The following is a 21702-nucleotide window of genomic DNA, read 5'->3' as shown; positions in this document are numbered from 1 at the left end:
ATTTAGTTTTCTTTATAATGGAATTGAGAGATAAAGTAAAAATATATGGAGTTTATGTTGGAGTATTGGAAGTGAGGAGATTAATTTGTTAATTAGAGAGATAAGTATTGATGATGCAGAAAATCTTATAAATCTAGTAAAAGAAGTTGAAAGCAAATCTGATTTTATGCTTATGGAAGCTGGAGAAAGAAAAACCACCCCAGAACAACAACAAAGACAGCTAGAACGATTAGAACAACAAAACAATTCAACTATTTTCGTAGCCGAAGAAAAAGAAAAATTAGTTGGGTATTTAATTGCTATCGGCGGAACTGTTAAGAGAACAAAACATAGCGCTTATCTTGTTATAGGGGTTTTACAAGAATATAGAGGAAAAGGGATAGGTACAAAATTGTTTAATAACGTGATTAAGTGGGCTCCAAAGCATAACGTATCGAGACTAGAACTATCGGTTGTAACCAAAAACAAGGCTGGTCTAGCGCTATATAAGAAAAATGGATTTGATATAGAAGGCACGAAAAGGAACTTGCTTAATATTAATGGAGAAACTTTTGATGAGTATTTTATGTCGAAGCTATTGTAGACTTTATCCATTTTCGCGAAAACGAGTGGGCAATTAAGCTTCAAAATCACATGCGAGTTATTTGATGTGGTCAAAGGTACAAAAAGGAATTGTGGAATTAAAGAAAGGCTATTCAATATCAAAAGGGTACAGCAGAAGTTGAATATATGGAAAAGGGAGCTGTAATTCAGTACCTCATTAAATAGTGTCTTTTAACGAAAAAACAGACCTACCAATGTAGATCTGCCTTGCTCGAATAAGTGCCAAAGTTACAACTTATCATCCAATTCAATCATGCCTTCCATTAGAGCACTTTAGAAAAGGTATCAGTTCTTTTAATACCTACTACTTTTCCAATCATTATAAAAGTCTATAAGTGTGGAATGTATTGCGTGTAAAGCCATTAAGATTAAATACAGCTTCATAAAGGTGGCAATTTCTCCAGTAAAATAGGCAATAATCGCAATAATTACTAACCAGAAGTACAACATAATTTTATTCGTATTCATAAGAAACCCTCCATTATCTTCCTATATTTTAGCGTAAGGTAGGGTTTTTTCATACAAATTCTTAAACCTCATCGAATAATCACATGGTATACAGAAATGAATAAATTACCAAACAGCATTAAACTTGCCTGTAATAAGAAAATCCTATACTTGTAAAAAGAGCTCATAATTAGTTATGAGCTCTTTTTACAGTGATTCCAAAGCCTCCTTGTACTTGTTGAACTCTTCTTCCTCCATATCTCCATTAGTCTGATCAGTATGTTCTTATGGTTAGCAGTCCAAGAGAATAACATTGCGCTTTCTTGTCCCATGGAGTCGTAGTATTCCTTCATTTCATAGAGATCAGCTTTATTTTCATAGCTGATAATACGAGCATTACAATCGCTGCAGACTTGAGGGACTTATTTAGTCTCTTGCCAGTTGTAGTAAGTATCTTTATCCAGTACATCTATTATCTTACCATTTACATTAATAGTATCTTCATCTAACCAGTTTACTTCAGGTGTCTCGCTATCGGAGTGTATCTCCCAATATACGGTCTCTTCCTCTAAATGGTTTTGATTTGAAGCATTTGAGGAAACGCTAACTGCTTGCTGTATAGGGGTTGTTGCGTTACCATTTTCATCAATTAATCTTATCTCTGCAACATAGTTATTGTTAGGTGATTCAATGGTTGAAACAACTTGTCCTTTTCCATTTAGATCATTTAGATTTACATCAATAAGGTTATATAAAATGATTCCTCCGATAAGTAAGATCACAACAACAGGTAAAACTATAGCTAATAAACAGAAGTTAAGTTTTTTCATAATTTTCTCCTATCAGAAATATTCAATTGTTGTCTTCCGACTTACACAATTTACCTTATGAGTGTGTTTTTAGTGTGCTCCATATGAAAGTATGTCCATTTTTATATCTAACCAAATAAACGAAGAATCTAGTATATCGTCTTAGGCAAAAAACAGACCTACAACAGTAGATCTGTTTTTTAGATTGATTTAAAAAATACATCATACCGCTTATGATGTACATCCACCATTCTAGGCTATTTCAAAGATAACATTAACCCCAAAAAGTTATACTCAACGTTCATCACTACATAATAATTCTACTCATCAAAACGAAAAAATAATAGCAGCAAACAAATGTAGCTGTTATCTCATAATATTTCACACTTGTTTTAAAAAGTTATAACTAATATCTTATTTTACTTATACCGATCAAAAAAATAGATTTCTAGGATCATTATTTGCAATACATTTACTTAAGGTTCGAACATAACATTAATAACTTTACCGCGACATAGTAGCTATCTGTGAGTCTACTATGTTCTGTTCTAGGTTGAGATAAGTAAGCTTTCTCAAAGCTCACGACTATTAGTTCTTTTAGTGATAGGGAGGAATTATTTTCAATAACAAGAACAATGTCTTTATTTACGTGAGTGTCTTTTTCACTAATTAAATTATTCCTATATTCCTATTAATTACTACAGAGTTGTTTTATTCTATGTAGTCCGGAAGAACAGCTTGGCATTTTCTTTGTCCATTAAGTCATAGCCTCCCTTCATTAGATTGATACCCCTCATGTTTAACCACACAAAGTCTAAAACAACTTCAAACGGCTATATTACAATAAGTTGCCTTAAGATACGAAAAGTCTTATCTAATTAAATCCACCACTCGGTAACTTTTCCAACAACAATCGTTAACAATTAACGGAATCCGTTCACCCTCTGTCTCTGGTTTACATAAGCTACATGGACTAAATAAATACCTGACGCAGCAACCCTGAAGAGAGCAAGGAGGGGTTAAGATTTGAAGGATAATGACTACAGGCCAAAACAATTACTCACCAAACGAGAAAAAGAAGTCTTTGAACTATTGGTTCAGGATAAGACGACCAAGGAAATCGCTCAAGAACTATTCATTTCAGAAAAAACAGTGCGGAACCACATATCGAATACGATGCAGAAACTGGGAGTAAAGGGACGGTCTCAGGCTGTAGTGGAGCTCCTTCGTATGGGGGAACTGAAGCTCTGACAGGCATGGCTCGCCTGTCGACTGACATAGCTGTTTTAAGCGAATAGAGAGTAGTGGCTTGCTGTGACGGCTATTAAAACCGACTGTGGTGGTCGGTTTTTTTGTTTATACATAAAACATAAACATTAGCTGAATATTAACGCAAAATTGTGTAAATCGCTTACAATGTAACTACTAGATACATAAACGAAGGAGATTGTCATGAATAACTATATAGAAAGAATCAGCTATAAAGAAGTACTCGCACCTACTGAAACATCTGCGGAGTCACCTGTGGATTTAATTGATGAAACGATGCAGCTTCATAAAGAGAAAATGATTGCTCAGATGAAAAACGCGGATCTAGATGTTCTTTTTGTTTATGGTGACCGTGAACATGGTACCAATTTTGGTTATCTTACAGGTTTTGAACCGCGGTTCGAGGAAGCTCTTTTGGTCTTGCACAGCAATGGAAGTGCTTACCTGTTGTTAGGTAATGAATCTCTCCGAATGAAACAATACAGCCGTATTGAAGCAGAAGCAATCCAAGTTCCATACTTCTCTCTTCCTAATCAGCCGATGCAGACAGAAAAAACATTTGCAGAACTTATTGCATCTGCAGGAGTAAAAGAAGGTATGCGTGTTGGTATAGCAGGGTGGAAAATGTTTACGAGTTCTTATGAAGACAATCAACAGCTGTTTGATACGCCGTATTTCATCGTTAACGCTGTGAAAGAGCTTGTAGGAAATACGGGTAGTGTTTTAAATGCCACTTCATTATTCATTCATCCAGGTACGGGTGCTCGTACTTTAATGAATGCAAATGAAATCGCTCATTATGAATTTGGAGCTTCACTCGCATCATCCCGAATACTACGAGTACTGGATAAATTAGAACCTGGAAAAACAGAGATGGAGCTCGCGGATGGACTAGCTGCATACGGACAGCCGAATAATGTCCAGACGATTTGCGCTACGGGTGATCGTTTTACAAACGCAGTAGTCGCACCAAGAGCAAAGAAAGTTGAGCTTGGTGATAAATTTTCAGTCACTGTAGGTTACAGGGGAGGTCTTACCAACCGTTCAGCATATGTTGTATCATCTGCTGAAGAGCTGCCGGCGGATGTATCTGATTATATTGATGCAGTTGCTAAACCTTATTACGCAGCCAGTGTTGCTTGGTATGAGAATGTTAGATTAGGTATGACTGGCGGAGAAATGTATGAACTAATTGAATCTGTCCTGCCAAAATCTAAATATGGCTGGAAGTTAAATCCGGGCCATCTGACAGCGGGTGAAGAATGGATGTCTTCTCCTATCTACCCTAATTCAGAAATCCAACTTGCTAGCGGCATGATGCTCCAACTCGATATTATCCCTAGTATTCCAGGGTATGGCGGAGCGAATGCGGAAGATGGGATTGCACTGGCGGACGAAGAACTGCGTGCAGAGTTGTCTGCTCACTATCCGGAATTATGGGGAAGAATTCAAACACGAAGAGAATTTATGATCAATACGCTTGGTATTCAGCTTCATCCGGAAGTGCTTCCGATGTCCACAATCAACGGTTATTACCGTCCTTATTTATTGAATAAAGAGTATGCTTTTACAGTGAATGAAAATTAATTAAACTGTTCTTCTAGGGTAAATGCATAGTCTACATTATCAGGCCGATTGGCCATACTTTTTATTACTCTGAATTGGGATGTGAAGGTTAGTATCTCATTCTGTCGAATAAGACGAAAGAAGGCATTTCTATTGGACTATCTACATCAAACAATTCTTCAAGTTTGGAGAGAAGATATTAGAAAAGATTATGAGCAAAAATACTTGTTAAAAGAAGATACATTAAAAAATGCTTTTTATTTTCATCTTAGACGACACTTAGGAGAGGAGTACTTGCATCAAAACAACTTGCGTATTTATACGGAGTATTACATTAAGCCTGATCTTTTAGTTGTTCAAATTGACCCTGAAAAAGCAGATTACAGTTATTTAGGGGACAGTGTTATAAAAGTTTTGGCTTCTATAGAGATGAAATACAAAAGTGCTTATGCTAATGACAAGGTCTTTACGGATGACGTTCTGAAAGTTATTCGGTACATAAACGATTGGGGTCAAGAAACCAAACATTATCTAGCTGTAGTACAAGAAAAATATTATGAATCACATAAAGTGAAAAATTGGATCACAGATATACAAGCAGGAAAACTTAAAAACCAAGTAACCGAGCTATTGGCTTATTGGGACTACGATACCGATGAAACTGTCTGGAGAACAGTAGAACATTAGGTTTGTAGGGATGTTACGTTCTATTAAAAATGTGTTTCTACAGTTAATTTAAAAAAACCGTTCTTAAGCGATTAAGGACGGTTTGAATTTTTAGAGGGTTTTGCCCATTGAAATAGATGCAGTATTGTATCCAAGCTTTTTATATAACTTATATGCTCCGGAATTATTTCCAAAAACACTTAATCCTAACGAAGTAATTCCTTGATTTTTCATATCTGACTCTAACTGCTGTAGAACAGAAGTCGCATATCCTTTCTTTCTAAAGTCCTCATAAACAAGGATATGAAATACAAAAACTTTTTTACTGTCAGGTTGTATGTTATACCAAATGACCCCGATATTTTTCTCCTCTTCAATGGAATATATATTGTACACTGATTGACCGTCAGATTCCTGTTTGTCAGGCAATATATTGTCCATAAATTGCCTTGATTCTTCCAAAGCTAATTCCGATGGTAAAAGAAAGTTATGGGATAGATCCTTCGCATAGTCAGGAATAAAATCTTCTATGTATTTATCAAATTCGTCCTCAGTTATTTTCCTTAATTCTGTCCGCATAATTTCACTCCTTCTAATAGGTCTTCAGTTATTTTACCATTTAAATGGAACTTTTTCTGTTTTAAATACAATAGTTGTTAAGGTTAGGTATATATTAGTAATATATAATCCTTCAACAGCCGATAAGTTACATATCACATTTTAATTGCATGGAATAAAGTAAATGAGTTTATGTTATTCTGTAAAAACAGGCAAAGATTATGTTGGAAATTAATCTTATTTTAGTTTTAAGGAGTGAAGATCTAATGGATATAATAACGATTGATAACAGTATAGGGACTAATATTTTTATAGGCGTAATTATTGTACTTTTAGCAGCAGTAGTGATTGCCTTAATAGCCATCCGGAAGAAAAAGCGGGATGAAGATCAAAATCATACGCAGTCAAAAGATAACGCACAAACTAAGAGTAAATCAGATAGTGATGGGAATTTATACATACATACGCCATTAATGGGCGCAGATTCAGAAAGTGATAGCAATAATAAGCGATATCATGATACCGATTTAAGTTCCCAGTCTTACGATTCCGGTCCGAGCAGCCCTTCCTATGATGGTGGTGGAGGTTCAGATGGCGGAGGCGGTGGAGGAGAATAGAAATAATCCCTTCTTTGTTCTTTACATTTAAGATTCCATTATAAATTTTCAGTGTTCAATAAGCGAATTACTTTGTCGTCTTTAGAAATATTTTCACACTAATTTTCAAGCCTGCTAGGTCTTCTTATTAGCTGATCAAATCACTGAAGTTTATTATTGGTACACCATTTCATTCATTTTGATATGGGGGAGATTCTTTAATGTTAATTGGTATTTACACGTAACTTAACTTTAATAACTACCGATTTTTATATTTTGATAGTATCAGAAATTAAAAACACCGTTTAAGTCATAACTTAAACGGTGTTTTTAATTACGCGTATACCTACGTTAGCCTAAGATAAAGGAAGTTTACTCTTAGGCTATGGTTTTTGTATAACCTTTTACTTTTTCAATAATATCTCTTTCAAGTCTTTCTGTTTTTGTTTCTAGTCTTTTTCCGATGAAGAAGACATCAATTAATGCCCAAAAACCAAAACCACCTAAAGTCAAGGTCATAGCAATACCCATACCAGCATCACCTAAATAGTACCTATGTCCTCCGATAGCACCAGTAAACCACCAAAGTAAGTACATGATTACTTTGTTTTTGGATTTTTTATCCAGTTCACTCTGTACAATTGATAATTGCTCTGCTGTTAAATCTTTCTTCATTAAAAGGTTATCCACCAAAAGACCTCCAAATAAGACAATGTAATAGTTCTTAATAACTATATCATAAAAAAGAAATAGTTGGGTTATTCGACAAAATTAGACAAATAATAATATTATTATTAGTTTCATCGATCTATTTAATAAAGAAAATATGTAAAATAGTTACTGGAAGAATATTTTTGATTATAGGTTTATATGGCATGAGGAATTGTAGCCTTCGTATCTTTCTTTTTAGATTATTAAATTTTTGGTGACTGTAATTAATCAGCTGAAATTATGAGTCTTTAGTTTAGCTCTTGCAGGTATCCCTCCCAATCTGTCGAATCTGTACAGAAAAGGAGGGTTTTCCATGGAAATTGTGAAAAGTCCGTCTGTCGCTCCTGTCATTGCGTCGCTGCCGAGTTTGCAGCAGCAGATCTACAGAGATGTTCGAGAAGCATTTGTTCTTGTTACTGAAGCAGGGCAATATTATATGGCTGATGAAGATGATGAGATTGTGATGATGCCGTTCGCTGAGAAACATCACTTAACGCTCACGGAAATAGCTTCCCATTATAGCGGAGCGGAGTGCAGCATTGCGCAATTTCAAGCAACACACTTGGGTAGCTCTCCGCCGGCGGATTTTGAGAAGTGGGCAATGAAGAAGGGGAATACGGTTGTCAGCAGATATGATGAAGTACAGAAGTGCATTATGGTTAGTGTTAATGGCTGCAAAGAAATACCTTATCATGAATTACCAGTTTCCTCCTTTTCGGAGTTATTTCGATCGTATACATTCAGTTCTTTGTTCAAGTAAATAGCTAGCAGAAAGCCGACTCTGATGAGTCGGTTTTTTTATTTGTTCGACTATTGCGAGGGCGAATTACATGCAGTACAGCGTTTTTAACGGTATCATTAAGGATAGGATAGAAAAGTCAGATATCGATCGACACCTTGTAGGGGGATGTACATGCATGATTATATGGTAACGAATCAATTCATTTTTCTCTTCGCGCTGCTGCTTATTGTGAGTGTAGTGGTGACGAAGTTTTCGACGAGGCTGGGAGTCCCGGCACTTGTCTTGTTCATCGCGGTCGGAATGATTGTCGGAAGCGATGGATTCGGTCTTGTTTATTTTGATAATGCACATTTAGCGGAAGCAATCGGTATCTTCGCATTGATTGTCATTTTGTTTGAAGGTGGACTTCATGCGAATTGGCATTCGATGAAGCCAGCGATCGCTCCGGCGATCACGATGGCGACGATAGGGGTGCTGCTGACAGCGGCAATCGTCGCCGTAGCTGCTCATTATATCTTCGATTTGACGTGGCTGGAATCTGTTTTGATCGGATCAATCGTCGGTTCGACGGATGCTGCTGCTGTGTTCTCTGTTTTGAAAGGGCAGAACGTCAAAGAGAAGCTTGCTGCTACACTGGAAGCTGAATCGGGTACAAATGATCCGATGGCTATGTTCTTGACGATCACTTGTATTGAATTGATTAGCGGGCACGGCTCAGGTGTTCTTTCGATGATTGGCAGCTTTATTTGGGAAATGGGAGCAGGCGCAGCGATGGGACTGCTCATTGGTTTCGTAGCTGTGACAGCAATTAATCGAATCAACTTGGATACGAGTGGTCTTTATCCGCTGTTTGCGCTCTCTTTCGCTTTGGTAAGTTACGGGTTAACTTCTATTATTCATGCTTCTGGATTATTGGCGGTCTATGTCAGCGCCCTTTATATTGGGAATGCTGAAATCACGTACCGCCGTTCGATCATACGTTTCAATGAGGGCTTTGGCTGGCTTATGCAGATTTGTATGTTTGTGTTGCTTGGGTTGTTCGTCTTTCCTTCCGAGCTGTTCACACCGAGTCTAATGATCAAAGGCTTTTTGCTATCACTTGTATTAATCTTCCTGGCCCGTCCATTAGCAACCTTCCTATCGATGCTCCCTTTCAAGTATACAGCCAAAGAAAAAGTGTTCATTTCCTGGGCAGGTTTGAAAGGTGCTGTACCGATTGTGCTTGCACTTTTCCCGCTTATTGCTGGTATCGAAAATGCCCAGCTAATCTTTAATGCTGTTTTCTTTGTCGTCCTTTTATCAACTGTTCTGCAAGGATCGACGGTCACGTCACTTGCTGCGAAACTTAAATTGGTGGAACCGCCGACGACGAATGAAATTGAGACGCTTGAATTGATCAGTATAGGACGGAATAATCTCGAGATGGTAGAATATAAACCAACGGAACTGAATGAGATATCCGGCAAACGGCTGGAGGATCTTAGCTTCCCTGAGACAACTTTGATCAATGCCATACTCCGTAGCGGCGAGATTATTTCGCCGAACGGACAGACAGTTATCAAAGCAGGCGACACATTGTATATCATGGTTGCCTTACAATATAAGAAACAACTCGCAAAATATTTGCGCAGGAATAAACTAACGAAATAATAGCAGGAGGAATGAATGGTGCAAGACACACTGACAGCTGAAAGAATTGCAGCGATTGAGAAGGAGCTGCGACATATTGCCGCAATCATCAAGCAAAAAGGACGGGAGATCCTCCTGCAGTATCCGATTACGGCACCGCAGTTCGTCGCACTGCAATGGCTGGCGGACAAAGGAGATATGACAACTGGCGACCTTTCCCAAACAATCAGGCTTGCTATAAGTACGACGACTGATATCGTTGACAGGCTGGAGAAGAATGAGCTTGTGAAACGAGTACGTGACGAGAAGGATCGGCGTATTGTACGGGTGCATATCCTGGAAAAGGGAGAGTTGATCATCTCGGAAGTGATCAAAATGCGTCAAGCATATCTACAAGAGCTGCTGGAAACTTTTTCTCTGGAAGAGGCAGACCAGCTGCAGTTGCTCTTACATAAATTACACGGTAAAATGAATGATTACGAACAGCTAGAGGCTAAAACAGAGAAGAAAAAGAGGAGATAAACGTGGATTATCCGATTGGTGTCATTGATTCAGGAGTAGGCGGCTTAACCGTTGCAAGGGAGCTGATGCGTCAGCTGCCAAAGGAAAACCTCATCTATGTCGGGGATACACTACGCTGTCCATACGGTCCAAGACCAGAAGAAGAAGTGGTGGAATTTACATGGGACATGGTGAATTTCCTCCTGGAAAAGAACATCAAGATGCTCGTCATCGCCTGCAATACAGCGACTGCTTTTACATTGGAAGAGCTGAAGCAGAAACTTGATATACCGGTTGTCGGTGTTATCGAACCAGGTGCTCGTGCAGCAATCAAAACAACTAAAACAAATCATATTGGAGTACTTGGTACAGAAGGCACGATCCGCAGCCATGCGTACCGTAAAGCGCTGAAAAATATCAATAGTGAACTCGAAATTGAAGGGCTTGCATGTCCGACATTCGTTCCGATGGTAGAAAAAGGTGTTGTCTCAGGACCGTTGGCTCGTCAGGTCGTCCAAGATGCACTGACACCCTTGAAGGATTGGAAAGAGATGGACACACTCATTCTGGGGTGCACGCATTACCCGATCATTAAACCGGTTATTGAAGAAGTGATCGGTGATTCGGTGGAAGTAATCAGTTCAGGAGACGAGACAGCGCGTGAGGTAAGCGCAATTCTCGGTTTCAAAAGAAAGCTCTATGAAGGAGAGCGTCCTGTTAACCATCAATTCTATGCTTCAGGAGATACACATCTTTTCATGAAGATCGCGAATATGTGGCTGCAGCGGCCAGTTAATGAAGTCGGGAGGATTCAGCTCGGCAGCAAACAATCTATTTAAATAAATATGGTCTAAAACCTTTGATGGCTCGTATACATGATAGTACAAACCATCAAGGGGGAAGAAGTGCGTATGAATAAAAAGATTGCAGGTCTTTTCACTAGTGTAATAGGCCTTTCCATTTTATTGGCCGGATGCTCCTTAAAAGGAGAACAAGCTGTCGACGAAGTGGACGTGCCGCAGGATACAACTTATGTGGACGAGCTGGAGAAAAACGCGCTTGATCCTGGCGCAGCCGAAGGAGAAACACCTGCTGAAGGAGAGGCGCCAGCAGAAGGTGAGGAAGAACAGCCTGAAGAGGGTGCTAAAGAAGGTGAATCCGCTACCGCAAAACGTCAGTTGTTCCTGATGGATGCCAATGGAATGGTCGTACCGATGACATTCGAACTGCCGCAGACAAATGAAGTAGCCAAAGAAACATTGGAATACCTCGTAAAGGACGGTCCTGTAACGGACATGCTTCCTAACGGCTTCCAAGCAGTATTGCCGGCAGGAACCACAATCAATGGTATTGATGCGCAGGAAGATGGCACGCTGATCGTTGACTTCTCGAAGGAATTCAACGAATACGAAGCAGCCAGCGAGAAGAAAATTCTTGAATCCATCACGTACACATTGACACAGTTTGAGAATGTAAAAAATGTATCCATCCGTGTAGAAGGACAAGACCTGGCGAAAATGCCGGTCGATGGTACGCCTATCGGGAAAAGCTATTCCCGAGCTGATGGTATCAACTTGATGGATAATGGCATCACTACTGTGAACAGCCAGTCTGTCACGCTATACTTCCCAGCAGAAGCAGTAGACGGCACACCATATGAAGTGCCAGTAACAGAGCGTATGAACAGCAATGCGGAGAACGACTACGTAGAGATCGTCAATGCACTGATTGACGGACCAGCCATGGACAGCAATCTGTCTAACGTCTTCAATACAGGCTCTGCACTCGCTGCTGAGCCAACTCTGAAAGATGGCGTCCTTAACCTGGAATTCAATACAGAAGTATTGAGCAATGTGGATGAAGCGGCCATCACAGATCAGCTTATGGAGACTCTTGTTATGAGCTTGACAGAGCTTGAAGAAGTCGAAGCTGTATCCGTTAAAGTAGAAGGCGTGGAAGAAGTGTTCAACGAGCACGGTGAAGCTTACGCTGAGCCTGTCTCAAGAGAACAGTACGTTCCAGCTGAAAAATTGTAAATCAGAAAGCCCGATTATTTGATCGGGCTTTTTTGGTGCAGGGAAAAGGAGGGTTATTGTTGAATTTACCTAAGGCAGATAGAATGGAATTTTTGCAAAGGCTAATTGCAGAGAGCTATACTAGAAAGAAGCTTTTCTTCTTACATAATTTTTAATTTAGTATCAAAAAGGGTACAGATAGGCAGACACGTTCATTGGAGGGGTAAACATGAATAAAATTATCATCGCAACAAAAAATGCTGGAAAACTGAAGGAATTTAAAGCCTTTTTCGGAGAATACGATATAACGGCTTACGGACTAGACGAACTAGCAGAGCAATTCGATGATATCGAGGAAACAGGTACAACATTCGAGGAAAACGCCGCGCTCAAGGCAGAAACGATGGCAGGGCACCTGCAAGTTCCTGTGCTTGCAGATGATTCAGGATTAGAAATTGATGCACTTGAAGGCCGCCCAGGCGTTTATTCGGCCCGTTATGCGGGTGAAGAAAAAAGTGATCAAGCAAATATGGATAAAGTGCTGGAAGAGTTGAAAGATGTTTCTAAAGAAGAGCGCACTGCTCGATTCGTTTGTGTACTGGCAGTATCGCAGCCTGGAAAAGAAACATTCTATGCTAGAGGTCATGTGGAAGGTACGATCACGGAAGAACCGAGCGGCGAACATGGCTTTGGCTATGATCCTGTTTTTCAGCCGGAAGGCTATGATAAAACAATGGCGGAGCTTAAACCGGAAGAGAAAAATCAGATCAGCCACAGAAAACAGGCGATGGTTCATTTGGAAAAATGGTTGAATGACCAAGCGAAGTGAGGTTAGAGGATGAAGATACTGATAACGAGTGACAGTCACGGATTGACAGCAGAAGTAAACAAGCTAAAGCAGCGACATGAAGACGAAGTTGCGGCATATATTCACTGTGGTGATTCAGAGCTGCCATTTGATGCGCCAGAAATGGAAGGCTATTATCGTGTCGCTGGAAACTGTGATTATGACGGAGCTTATCCAGAAGTGGAGGAGCTGACAGCATCGGAGCTGCCGATCCTTATCACACATGGTCATCTATATGGAGTGAAATCGAGTCTCCGTCCTTTAGAGAAGCTTGCAGCAGAAAAAGATGCGAAGATCGTTTGCTACGGCCATTCACATGTGGCGAGAGCAGACGTGATCGACGGCAGGCTGTATATCAATCCAGGCAGCATTCGCTTGCCAAAGCAGTCGCCATATCCGACTTATTGCATTCTGTCCTACGAAGATAGAATTGCCACGGTTCGATATTATACGTTGGGTGGCGAAGAAGTACCAGAACTGGAGAAATCCGTCACATTCAAGTAAGCTCGGACAAAAAATTGTAACGTTTCTATTGCCGAATCACCTCACACATACGTTATACTAGTGTTTGAATGAATTGAGGTGATTTAGTATGAATGAAGCCGATTTCGGTTACAAACCAAATCATAAAAAACGCAATTATCGTCCGCTTGTTATTTGGCTGACCATCATCATTGATGGATTGGTTGTCGTATTGAGCGGCTTACCGCCTGTCGAAGGCTTCGACCTATTCGACGTACACATCCTGCCAATGCTGAACGCTATCTTTAACAGTTTTACGTTCGTCTTCCTGCTGTTGGCATTGATCTTCATCATGAAGAAGAATATTATCTGGCATAAGCGCTTTATCTATTCGGCCTTTGTCACAACAGCATTATTCCTGATTTCTTATGTGTCTTATCACTATCTTTCAGGAGATACGAGTTTCGGAGGCGAAGGCATCATCCGTCCAATCTATTTCTTTATCCTAATCACGCACATCGTGCTGGCAGCAGTTATCGTACCGCTAGCCCTTGCATCGATTACACGCGCATGGAATATGGACGTGCCAAGACACCGGAAAATCGCCCGCTGGACAATGCCACTATGGCTTTATGTCAGCCTTACAGGCGTTATCGTCTACTTGATGATTCGCCCGTATTATTAAGGAGAATTGCTCCGGGGAACCGGAGCAATTTCTTAATTTCAAAAAAACTGTTGACTATATGTTATATATCATGTAGAATAAATCTTGTCCTTAAGAGAGGGCAGCATACATAAAAGAAACATGCGGGTGTAGTTTAGTGGTAAAACCTCAGCCTTCCAAGCTGATGTCGAGGGTTCGATTCCCTTCACCCGCTCCATGTCCCAATAGCTCAGCTGGATAGAGCAACAGCCTTCTAAGCTGTGGGTCGGGGGTTCGAATCCCTCTTGGGACGCTAAAGAGAAAAGCGCTAAAAACCTGGAAGACAAAGGTTTTAGCGCTTTTTCTATTGTTGAAGAATCCTTGGAGCAGATTAGTTAAACAACCGAGAGTATATACTTTCCTACATGTATCTTTGCTTAAAAATAAAAGTGGTCATTTTATGTTTTTAGTATAGGTAACAGAATAAAAAAGGCGCTAGAATTCCTAATATAAAGGATTCTAGTGCCTTTTTTACGTTCTAGCTTTATTTTGAATTAAGTCCTTTTATTAATATTGCTGAATAACTTAAATAAAAGACTGTAGTTCAAAACTATAAGAAGGTGCAGGGTAAGTATGTTCCAACAGATAGCCAGTCATCTTACATTGAATCACATTACGCAGATTCTCGAACAATCAACTCTGGCTCTAGGATCACGCGCTGCTGCTCGTGGCTTTCGTTTGTCATTTGCTGGTGTAAAAGCTTTGCGGCTTCTACACCTGTAAGTCTGGGAAATGAAGAGACCGTTGTTAACGGGGGATGATAGACATCTGATTCAGGAATATTATCAAATCCTACAATATCTATGTCCTGCCCGGGATTAAAACCTTCCTGTCTTAACCCTTGCATTACTCCGGAGGCCACTAAGTCATTAAAACAAAAAATAGCTGTTGGAGGATCTGGATTACGAAGAACTTGTAATACAGCCTCTAACCCACCTTCTCGGGTAGGAGGACTGTCTACAACTAAGTGATTGTCGATGACCAATCCTCCGTTTTCATGGGCATACTGATATCCGTCCATACGTTCGATCCAGGTCGAGGATGTTCGAATTCCTCCTAAAAACGCTATTCGTTTATGTCCCTTATCTATTAAGTGATTAGTAGCCATAAGGGATCCTTTCCTATAATTTATGCCAACATAGTCACTTTTTACTTCCGGTAGTTCTCTGACAGCAAGAACCATTGGTGTGTTCATTTGGTTTAACTGATTAGCTGTTTCTGCATTACTCCCGGAGACAGGATCGAGTATTAAGCCACCGACTCTATGTTCTAACATGGTAGAAAGGAGATGGTCTTGCTTGGCAAGAGAATCAAAAGACGTTCCTAATAACACCGTATATCCAACTTCTTCAAGTGTTTCGTGTACACCTACCAAAAATTCAGAAATGAATTTATTTGAAATATCGGTGATAATCACACCCACTGTATTAGAGCTTTGTGACCTGAGATTTGCAGCGACTCTGTCATATACATACCCTAATTCTTTCATTGAATTCATCACTATTTTCCGTGTTTTATCAGATATTCTAGGATTGTTACGAACGACAAGGGATGCAGTGGCAGTTGATACACCAGCATGCTTTGCAACCTCTTGTAATGTGACTCGCTTTTTTTTAGGATGTTTCATTGTTGAATCACCATCTTGAATAAAATTTTAATTTCTTAAAAGAAAACTAATTGTCGCAAATCATGCATTTCATAATTATTTTTCCTTTTGATAAGACACAGGATTTCACGAATAATGTTTCTTTCTTTATAGTACCTTTTTTTTATATAACCTACAATAACAGGTCATGCCATCGCAGGGGAGGTTAAGGCTTATTGCAGTAACTTTTATTTCTTTCTATGTGTGAGTTATGCCATATAAAAGCTATAATTTAATGAAATCTTGAAAGCATTATTTATGAAATTGATACTTGTCAAGATCATTGTGAAAAAAATCACAAGAGTTATAAAGTGAAGTCATAGGTTTGACACAATATTAGTGTGGCAGTATAATAGCTGAGGCGCACTTATTTTAGTTTATTTTCTGCGCAGATTAATAGAAAAATAAGTGGAATAGATAGGGTACAAAAAAGTTTTAATGTACTTTTCAATATGATGAGGTATACGTAGTTCCTGCACATTTTAATTTCAATGCCAATTTACATCTTTTTCAAGTAATTACTTATTAAAGTGTTATAAAAGAAAAGAATTTGTTGCAGCATATGTAGAAGGATATTCAACATGGAAGACGTTGAACATATTACTATGACTGTAAGAGTTGTCACTATGATCTAAATCTAATGCGAAGGTCAAATGTGTGAATTACTTTGCATAATTAGTAGAACGATATACCAAATTTAAATGTGGTATATACACAGCTGTAGTTGTCCTATGATCTTCATATATTGAGGAGCCAATGCGAGTTACTTTTCCTCTTAGTAGAACGATATACCAAATGAAAGATGTGGTATAGACATTGCTTTAGTTGTCACTATGATCTCAATATATTTAGAAGCTAATACGTGAGTTAATTTCGCATATTTAGTAGAACGATATACCAAACAAAAGATACGGTATAGACACAGTTGAAGCGGTCACTATGACTATGATTCCAAACTAATGCGAAGGCCAAATATGTAAGGCACCTTGCACAATTAGTAGAACGATATACCAAATTAAACGATGTAGGACAGATACAGTTGTCACTGTGACAATGATACGAATCAAATGCAAATGCCAAATGCGTAGGTATCTTACTCATTTAGTAGAACGATATACTAATCTGCTTTAAGTAACCACATGATTGTATAGAGAACTAATTAAATTAAAATCTCAGAGTTAAAGCCCTATTAACTATATGAAGTGGTTACTGGTGACACACGTTCAAGGAATTGACTAATCAGTGTGTATTGAGAGGTTGTGATAGATGAACAGGTCAGGTTGGAAGGGCGTACAAATATACTAATTTAATGTTTATTTTTTTATAGAGGGGATGGAGGATTTTTTTATGAAAAGTCCATATATAACAGCTGCTGGTGGAATGTATCTTAACTTTTTCATATTAGGCATGGTTAATATAATATTTGCATCAAATATGAGCAGTTTAACAGAACAATTAAATACAAGTACTTCAGGAATTAGTCTTCTTTTATCTGCTTTCGGGATTGGGAAGCTTCTTACTTACGCTTTAAACGGATATCTATCAGACAAATTAGGTAGAAAACCATTAGTTGCTTTTTCAAGTATCTTAATGGCTATATTCTTAATCGGATTTCCTATGGCACCCAATTACCAAATAGCCTTTGTTTTGGCTGTTTTAATGGGAATTGCGAACTCAGCGATGGATTCAGGGACGTATCCCGCCCTTACCGAGTCTTTTCCAAAATCTGCAGGAACAGCCAATGTTCTAGCAAAAGCATCTAATTCTGTTGGGGCAATCCTGCTTCCAATACTTATTACTTTTTTAGCTACTAATAATATAAGCTATCGATTTTCATTCTATATTCCTGCAATTGTAACAATAGTTGCGTTGGTCCTGATTCTTATTGCCAGATTTCCGCAACATAAAAATGAAGAATCTGATAAAGGAAGTGCGAAACAGTCTGAGGAAAGCGTATTTCTATCTCAACCGAAATTTTGGGTGGAAGGTCTTGCCCTCATCATCATCGGCTTTACCTCTTTAGGATTAATCATGATCGCGCCATTGTGGCTGCCTACTTTAGGACAAGAAGTATTAGGTATGACTGATACCGAATCCGTTACAATGCTTAGCTACTATAGTACAGGAGCATTTGTTTCTGTTATTTTGCTAGCTGTTGCACTGAAAAAGATTCGTCCAGTAACAATTATGGTTGTATACCCGATTATTACTGTTATTTCTTTGATTGTTCTCTTATCAGTAAATTCATTAAGTGTAGCAATTATCAGTGCTTTCTTTGTCGGGTTATCTATCTCTGGAGTACTGCAGTTAGCCATTACGGTTATCACTCAATTATTCTGGCAGAAGAAAGGCACGATGACGGGGATTATATCAACATCGGGAAGTATAGCAGTTATTTCTTTGCCAGCTTTAACAGGTATGATGGCAAATACTACTAGCATCACTGCGATTATCTGGCTTGAAGTGGCCATTGCTGTAATAGAAATTTTGGCTGCACTGGTAGTGATGTATCGATTTAATCTATTAACAAGAAAAAGCTGAGTCATTAAAACGCAAACGTTTTAGATTTAATAGGATTAAAAATATCTAGAAATAAAGATTTTAGTAGGAGGATCACTTAGTGAATACAGTAACAATAAAAAACACCATAATTGGAGAAGGTACTCCAAAAATTATTGTTCCATTAGTAGCGACTAAAGAAGAACAAATACTTCAAGAAGTTGAAGCAGTAAAATTATCGAAACCGGATATTGTTGAGTGGCGAGTAGATTGTTATGAGCACGTTGAAAGCTTAGAAGCTGTTTCAGATATGATTACAAAACTTAGAAAGGTTTTGCCAGATACACTTCTTCTTTTCACTTTTAGAAGTTTTAAAGAAGGTGGTAATAAAGAAATTTCCGATCGTTATTATTTTGAATTGCTGCATACAGCTATTCAAACGAAGCAAATAGATCTTGTTGATGTTGAATTGTTCTTTGAAGAATCCGAAGTAAAAGCAACAGTGAAATTAGCGAAAGAAAATGGTGTTTATGTCATCATGTGTAATCATGATTTTCATAAGACCCCACCTAAGGAAGAAATAATTTATCGGCTTCGCAAAATGCAAGAGTTTGGTGCTGACATACCGAAAATCGCTGTTATGCCCCAGAGTGCAGAGGATGTTCTAATTTTATTAGAGGCGACTAATGCAATGAACACAATGTATGCGGATCGACCGTTCATTACTATGTCCATGTCTGGTACAGGCCTTGTTAGTCGATTAGCTGGTTCAGTATTTGGTTCAGCTTGTACATTTGGTGCTGGGATAGAAGCATCTGCGCCAGGTCAAATTCCTGTGGACCAGTTAAGAAATGTTTTAGAAGTAATTAGTTAAACTCTGTAAGTTGGTATGGCTATTCTTATCTATTTTATTGTGAAGTAAGGTTATTCAATATAAATGAAACTTTTTATAGATAATTCATAAGGGAGATTTTAACATGGAAAACTTTGAAAAAAACTTAGAAAAAATTGATGGAAAAACAAAATTAGTTGGATTACTTGCTACACCAATCGGACACAGTTTATCACCGAGAATGCATAATTTAGGATATACATTAAAAGGCTTAAATTATGCGTATCTTGCATTTGAAGTGGGCAATGAAACGTTGGAAAAAGCTGTAGAAGGGATGAAAGCTCTTGATGTGGCTGGTTTCAATGTTTCGATGCCAAATAAGATGGAAGTTATTCAATATCTAGACGAATTAGATGAGAGCGCTAAGTATATTGGAGCTGTCAATACGGTCGTCAATAGAGATGGAAAATTAATTGGTTATAACACTGATGGAAAAGGTTATGTAAACAACCTTAAAGAACATGGAGTCGATTTACAAGGGAAAAAGGTAACACTAGTAGGATCAGGTGGTGCGGCAACACCAATAGCAGTTGAATTGGCACTTGCAGGCATTTCTGAGATTAGTATCTTTGCACGCAATGATCAATATTTCCACCAAGCTGAATTAAATGTAGAAAAAATCAACAATGACATGAAGGATTATAATGTAAAAGCAAACATTTTTCCACTAGAAGATAAAGAGGCATTTCGTCGTGAAGTAGCAGAAAGTGCAATACTTGCAAATGGGACAAGTTTAGGAATGAAGCCTTTAGATCATTTAAGTATACTGGATGATAATTTAGATGTATTGCGTAAAGATTTAATCGTGACAGATGTTGTTTATAATCCAGCAAAATCTAAATTATTAGCTCAGGCAGAAGAAGCTGGTGCAATAATTATCAATGGCTTGGGAATGATGTTAGGACAAGGTGCATTAGGATTTAAACTATTTACTGGTGAAGAAATGCCTAAAGATGAAATTAAAAAAATTATGTTTGAATAAAAAGTACTCTAACTATATGTAAATTAACTTAGAGTGGAGATAATAAATAAGATTGATTTATCACTTTATAATGTGAATGCTATACATCACATCTAATTAATGAATGAAGAATCAGAGCTAAGAAAAACAGGAGGCTACTCTATGTTTTTCTTAGTTTTTTTGGGGATTCTTTTATCAATATTAAGATCACTTTTTTTACTGTATTTTTCTATGGGGAGAACAATTGCAGGGTGTTTCATAGTATGGGGGGAAACAAATGAAGTATCAGTACTTTTTATCAGCCTTTGGGATGTATATTAACTACTTTTTATTAGGTATGGTAAATATTATCCTAGCTTCGAATATGTCTTCTTTAACAAATCAGTTGGATACAGATGCTACTGGTGTCAGTTATTTAATTGCAGCGATAGGTATAGGAAGGTTGATAACATACAGCATAGCAGGGGCATTGTCAGATAGAGTCGGTAGGAAACCTTTAATCATCTTTTCCGCAATTGCGATGGTCGTATTTTTAGTAGGAATTCCATTTGCGCCTAATTACGGGATAGCGATTGTGTTAGCATTGTTTGCAGGTATTTCGAACTCTGCTATGGATGCTGGAACTTATCCAGCTCTCACTGAGATGTTTCCAAAATCCGCTAGCTCAGCAAGTGTCATGATAAAAGGTTTTGTATCGCTTGGAGCTACTTTTTTGCCATATATCATTTTAATTCTATCCGATAATAATCTGTTTTATGGCATCTCTTTTTTGGTACCAGCAGTAATTTACATTGTTAATATGATTTTTTTGTTTTTCGCTATTCCAAAGACTCAAACTGAACAAGCAAGGAAAGGTGAGCATCCTCAAGTAAATCAGTTTTTAACCGAACCTAAATTTTGGAAAGAAGGTCTTGCTCTTATTATTATAGGTTTTACATCAACCGCATTATTAACAGTTTCACAAATTTGGTTGCCTAGCTATGGTCAAGAAGTTGCAGGGATGTCTGCATCCAATTCAGTCGAATTGTTGAGTTATTATAGCATCGGTTCTTTAATTTCAGTACTCTTTTTGTCTGTGCTGTTAAAGAAAATTCTAAAGCCTGTAACGGTGATTTTACTTTACCCAATTATTACTTTGATTGCTGTCACTGTTATTTTGTGCAACCATACTCCACTTGTTTTAAGTATAACGTGCTTTTTCCTAGGATTTTCGACCGCAGGAATCTTACAACTGGCTATTTCAATGATGACACAGCTTTTCTGGGAAAGAAAGGGGACTGTTACAGGGTTTGTTTCCACAGCCTCTAGTATAGCAAGTGTTGTCTTACCTGTAGCAACTGGACTAATAGCTAAAAATGGGGATATGGAACATATATTTATTTTTGACAGTGTTGTTGCATCAGTTGGAATTGTCGCTGCAGCTTTCCTATATTATCGTTATCAAAAGCTGACTAAACCGCAATTGAGAACCAATATATGAGATAAGTAAAAAACTTCGAGGCTTTGAATTAGCTCGAAGTTTTTTTGCAATGTCAGGTATACAAAGAAGTCTTTAATATAGAAGATCACCAAAAAATAAAG

21 protein-coding genes and 2 tRNA genes are annotated in these 21702 nt (G+C 38.3%); 19 read left to right on the top strand and 4 right to left on the bottom strand.

The annotated features are described in order from the left end of the window. Positions 1–85: 85 nt before the first annotated feature. Positions 86–583, top strand: a complete 498-nt coding sequence (locus GZ22_RS10090; protein ID WP_038562025.1) for a GNAT family N-acetyltransferase — start codon at positions 86–88, stop codon at positions 581–583. Positions 584–1472: 889 nt separating this feature from the next. Here the strand turns inward: GZ22_RS10090 and GZ22_RS10085 are convergent. Continuing rightward, entirely contained in the window at positions 1473–1880 is a 408-nt protein-coding gene (locus GZ22_RS10085; protein ID WP_038562022.1) for a DUF5412 family protein, read from the bottom strand. 1005 nt (positions 1881–2885) lie between these two features. Between GZ22_RS10085 and GZ22_RS10080 the strand changes: the two genes are divergently transcribed. From GZ22_RS10080 to GZ22_RS10070, 3 genes are all read left to right on the top strand, one after another. Continuing rightward, positions 2886–3110, top strand: a complete 225-nt coding sequence (locus GZ22_RS10080) for a helix-turn-helix domain-containing protein (protein WP_038562019.1) — start codon at positions 2886–2888, stop codon at positions 3108–3110. A gap of 201 nt (positions 3111–3311) precedes the next feature. Beyond that, positions 3312–4715 (top strand): M24 family metallopeptidase, encoded by a 1404-nt coding sequence (locus tag GZ22_RS10075; RefSeq protein WP_051748182.1) that lies wholly within the window; start codon positions 3312–3314, stop codon positions 4713–4715. Positions 4716–4847: 132 nt separating this feature from the next. Further along, positions 4848–5381 (top strand): hypothetical protein, encoded by a 534-nt coding sequence (locus GZ22_RS10070; protein ID WP_038562017.1) that lies wholly within the window; start codon positions 4848–4850, stop codon positions 5379–5381. A gap of 90 nt (positions 5382–5471) precedes the next feature. Here GZ22_RS10070 and GZ22_RS10065 read toward each other — a convergent pair whose 3' ends face one another. Continuing rightward, on the bottom strand, positions 5472–5939 hold the full coding sequence (locus GZ22_RS10065; protein ID WP_038562014.1) for a GNAT family N-acetyltransferase: 468 nt from the start codon (positions 5937–5939) through the stop codon (positions 5472–5474). A 245-nt stretch (positions 5940–6184) separates the two neighbouring features. On the opposite strand from GZ22_RS10065, the gene GZ22_RS10060 reads away from it, so the two are divergent. After that, positions 6185–6535: a hypothetical protein gene (locus tag GZ22_RS10060; RefSeq protein WP_038561999.1), complete on the top strand. Its 351-nt coding sequence runs from the start codon at positions 6185–6187 to the stop codon at positions 6533–6535. A gap of 357 nt (positions 6536–6892) precedes the next feature. Here the strand turns inward: GZ22_RS10060 and GZ22_RS10055 are convergent, their stop codons facing one another. After that, complete coding sequence (locus tag GZ22_RS10055) at positions 6893–7204, bottom strand: TM2 domain-containing protein (protein WP_051748181.1); 312 nt, start codon at positions 7202–7204, stop codon at positions 6893–6895. Between the two features lie 334 nt (positions 7205–7538). Here GZ22_RS10055 and GZ22_RS10050 point away from each other — a divergent pair, with 334 nt between their 5' ends. The 10 genes from GZ22_RS10050 to GZ22_RS10005 all read left to right on the top strand — a co-directional run bounded on the left by GZ22_RS10050 (position 7539) and on the right by GZ22_RS10005 (position 14377). Next, positions 7539–7985, top strand: a complete 447-nt coding sequence (locus tag GZ22_RS10050) for a hypothetical protein (RefSeq protein WP_038561979.1) — start codon at positions 7539–7541, stop codon at positions 7983–7985. Between the two features lie 153 nt (positions 7986–8138). Further along, the gene (locus GZ22_RS10045; RefSeq protein ID WP_038561960.1) at positions 8139–9617 is read left to right on the top strand and encodes a potassium/proton antiporter; all 1479 of its coding nucleotides are present in this window, start codon (positions 8139–8141) and stop codon (positions 9615–9617) included. Between the two features lie 15 nt (positions 9618–9632). Further along, positions 9633–10118 (top strand): MarR family winged helix-turn-helix transcriptional regulator, encoded by a 486-nt coding sequence (locus tag GZ22_RS10040; protein WP_038561940.1) that lies wholly within the window; start codon positions 9633–9635, stop codon positions 10116–10118. A 2-nt stretch (positions 10119–10120) separates the two neighbouring features. Continuing rightward, on the top strand, positions 10121–10936 hold the full coding sequence (gene racE / locus GZ22_RS10035; RefSeq protein WP_038561937.1) for a glutamate racemase: 816 nt from the start codon (positions 10121–10123) through the stop codon (positions 10934–10936). A gap of 72 nt (positions 10937–11008) precedes the next feature. After that, positions 11009–12133 (top strand): GerMN domain-containing protein, encoded by a 1125-nt coding sequence (locus tag GZ22_RS10030; RefSeq protein ID WP_038561934.1) that lies wholly within the window; start codon positions 11009–11011, stop codon positions 12131–12133. A gap of 208 nt (positions 12134–12341) precedes the next feature. Continuing rightward, positions 12342–12941 carry an XTP/dITP diphosphatase gene (locus GZ22_RS10025; RefSeq protein WP_038561931.1) on the top strand — a complete coding sequence of 200 codons (600 nt, stop codon included), beginning with the start codon at positions 12342–12344 and terminating at the stop codon, positions 12939–12941. A 9-nt stretch (positions 12942–12950) separates the two neighbouring features. Beyond that, positions 12951–13463 (top strand): metallophosphoesterase family protein, encoded by a 513-nt coding sequence (locus GZ22_RS10020; protein ID WP_038561928.1) that lies wholly within the window; start codon positions 12951–12953, stop codon positions 13461–13463. Between the two features lie 88 nt (positions 13464–13551). Further along, entirely contained in the window at positions 13552–14106 is a 555-nt protein-coding gene (locus tag GZ22_RS10015; protein WP_038561925.1) for a DUF420 domain-containing protein, read from the top strand. A 122-nt stretch (positions 14107–14228) separates the two neighbouring features. After that, a tRNA-Gly gene (locus GZ22_RS10010) sits at positions 14229–14302 on the top strand. Position 14303: 1 nt separating this feature from the next. Beyond that, positions 14304–14377 (top strand) — tRNA-Arg (locus GZ22_RS10005). Positions 14378–14737: 360 nt separating this feature from the next. On the opposite strand, the gene GZ22_RS10000 is transcribed toward GZ22_RS10005, so the two are convergent. Further along, positions 14738–15751 carry a LacI family DNA-binding transcriptional regulator gene (locus tag GZ22_RS10000; protein ID WP_038561922.1) on the bottom strand — a complete coding sequence of 338 codons (1014 nt, stop codon included), beginning with the start codon at positions 15749–15751 and terminating at the stop codon, positions 14738–14740. Positions 15752–17116: 1365 nt separating this feature from the next. Between GZ22_RS10000 and GZ22_RS09995 the strand changes: the two genes are divergently transcribed. The 4 genes from GZ22_RS09995 (at position 17117) to GZ22_RS09980 (ending at position 21601) form a co-directional block, all read left to right on the top strand. After that, positions 17117–18310 (top strand): MFS transporter, encoded by a 1194-nt coding sequence (locus tag GZ22_RS09995; RefSeq protein ID WP_038561919.1) that lies wholly within the window; start codon positions 17117–17119, stop codon positions 18308–18310. A gap of 79 nt (positions 18311–18389) precedes the next feature. Then, positions 18390–19142: a type I 3-dehydroquinate dehydratase gene (aroD, locus tag GZ22_RS09990; RefSeq protein WP_038561916.1), complete on the top strand. Its 753-nt coding sequence runs from the start codon at positions 18390–18392 to the stop codon at positions 19140–19142. A 103-nt stretch (positions 19143–19245) separates the two neighbouring features. Beyond that, the gene (locus GZ22_RS09985; protein WP_038561913.1) at positions 19246–20142 is read left to right on the top strand and encodes a shikimate dehydrogenase; all 897 of its coding nucleotides are present in this window, start codon (positions 19246–19248) and stop codon (positions 20140–20142) included. Positions 20143–20398: 256 nt separating this feature from the next. Beyond that, the gene (locus GZ22_RS09980) at positions 20399–21601 is read left to right on the top strand and encodes an MFS transporter (RefSeq protein WP_038561909.1); all 1203 of its coding nucleotides are present in this window, start codon (positions 20399–20401) and stop codon (positions 21599–21601) included. Positions 21602–21702: the final 101 nt, after the last annotated feature.

Source organism: Terribacillus saccharophilus (assembly GCF_000725365.1).
In the GTDB taxonomy this organism is placed as follows: domain Bacteria; phylum Bacillota; class Bacilli; order Bacillales; family Amphibacillaceae; genus Terribacillus; species Terribacillus saccharophilus.
The sequence above is the reverse complement of the archived record's forward strand: the minus strand, read 5'-3'. Positions and strand labels throughout refer to the sequence as shown.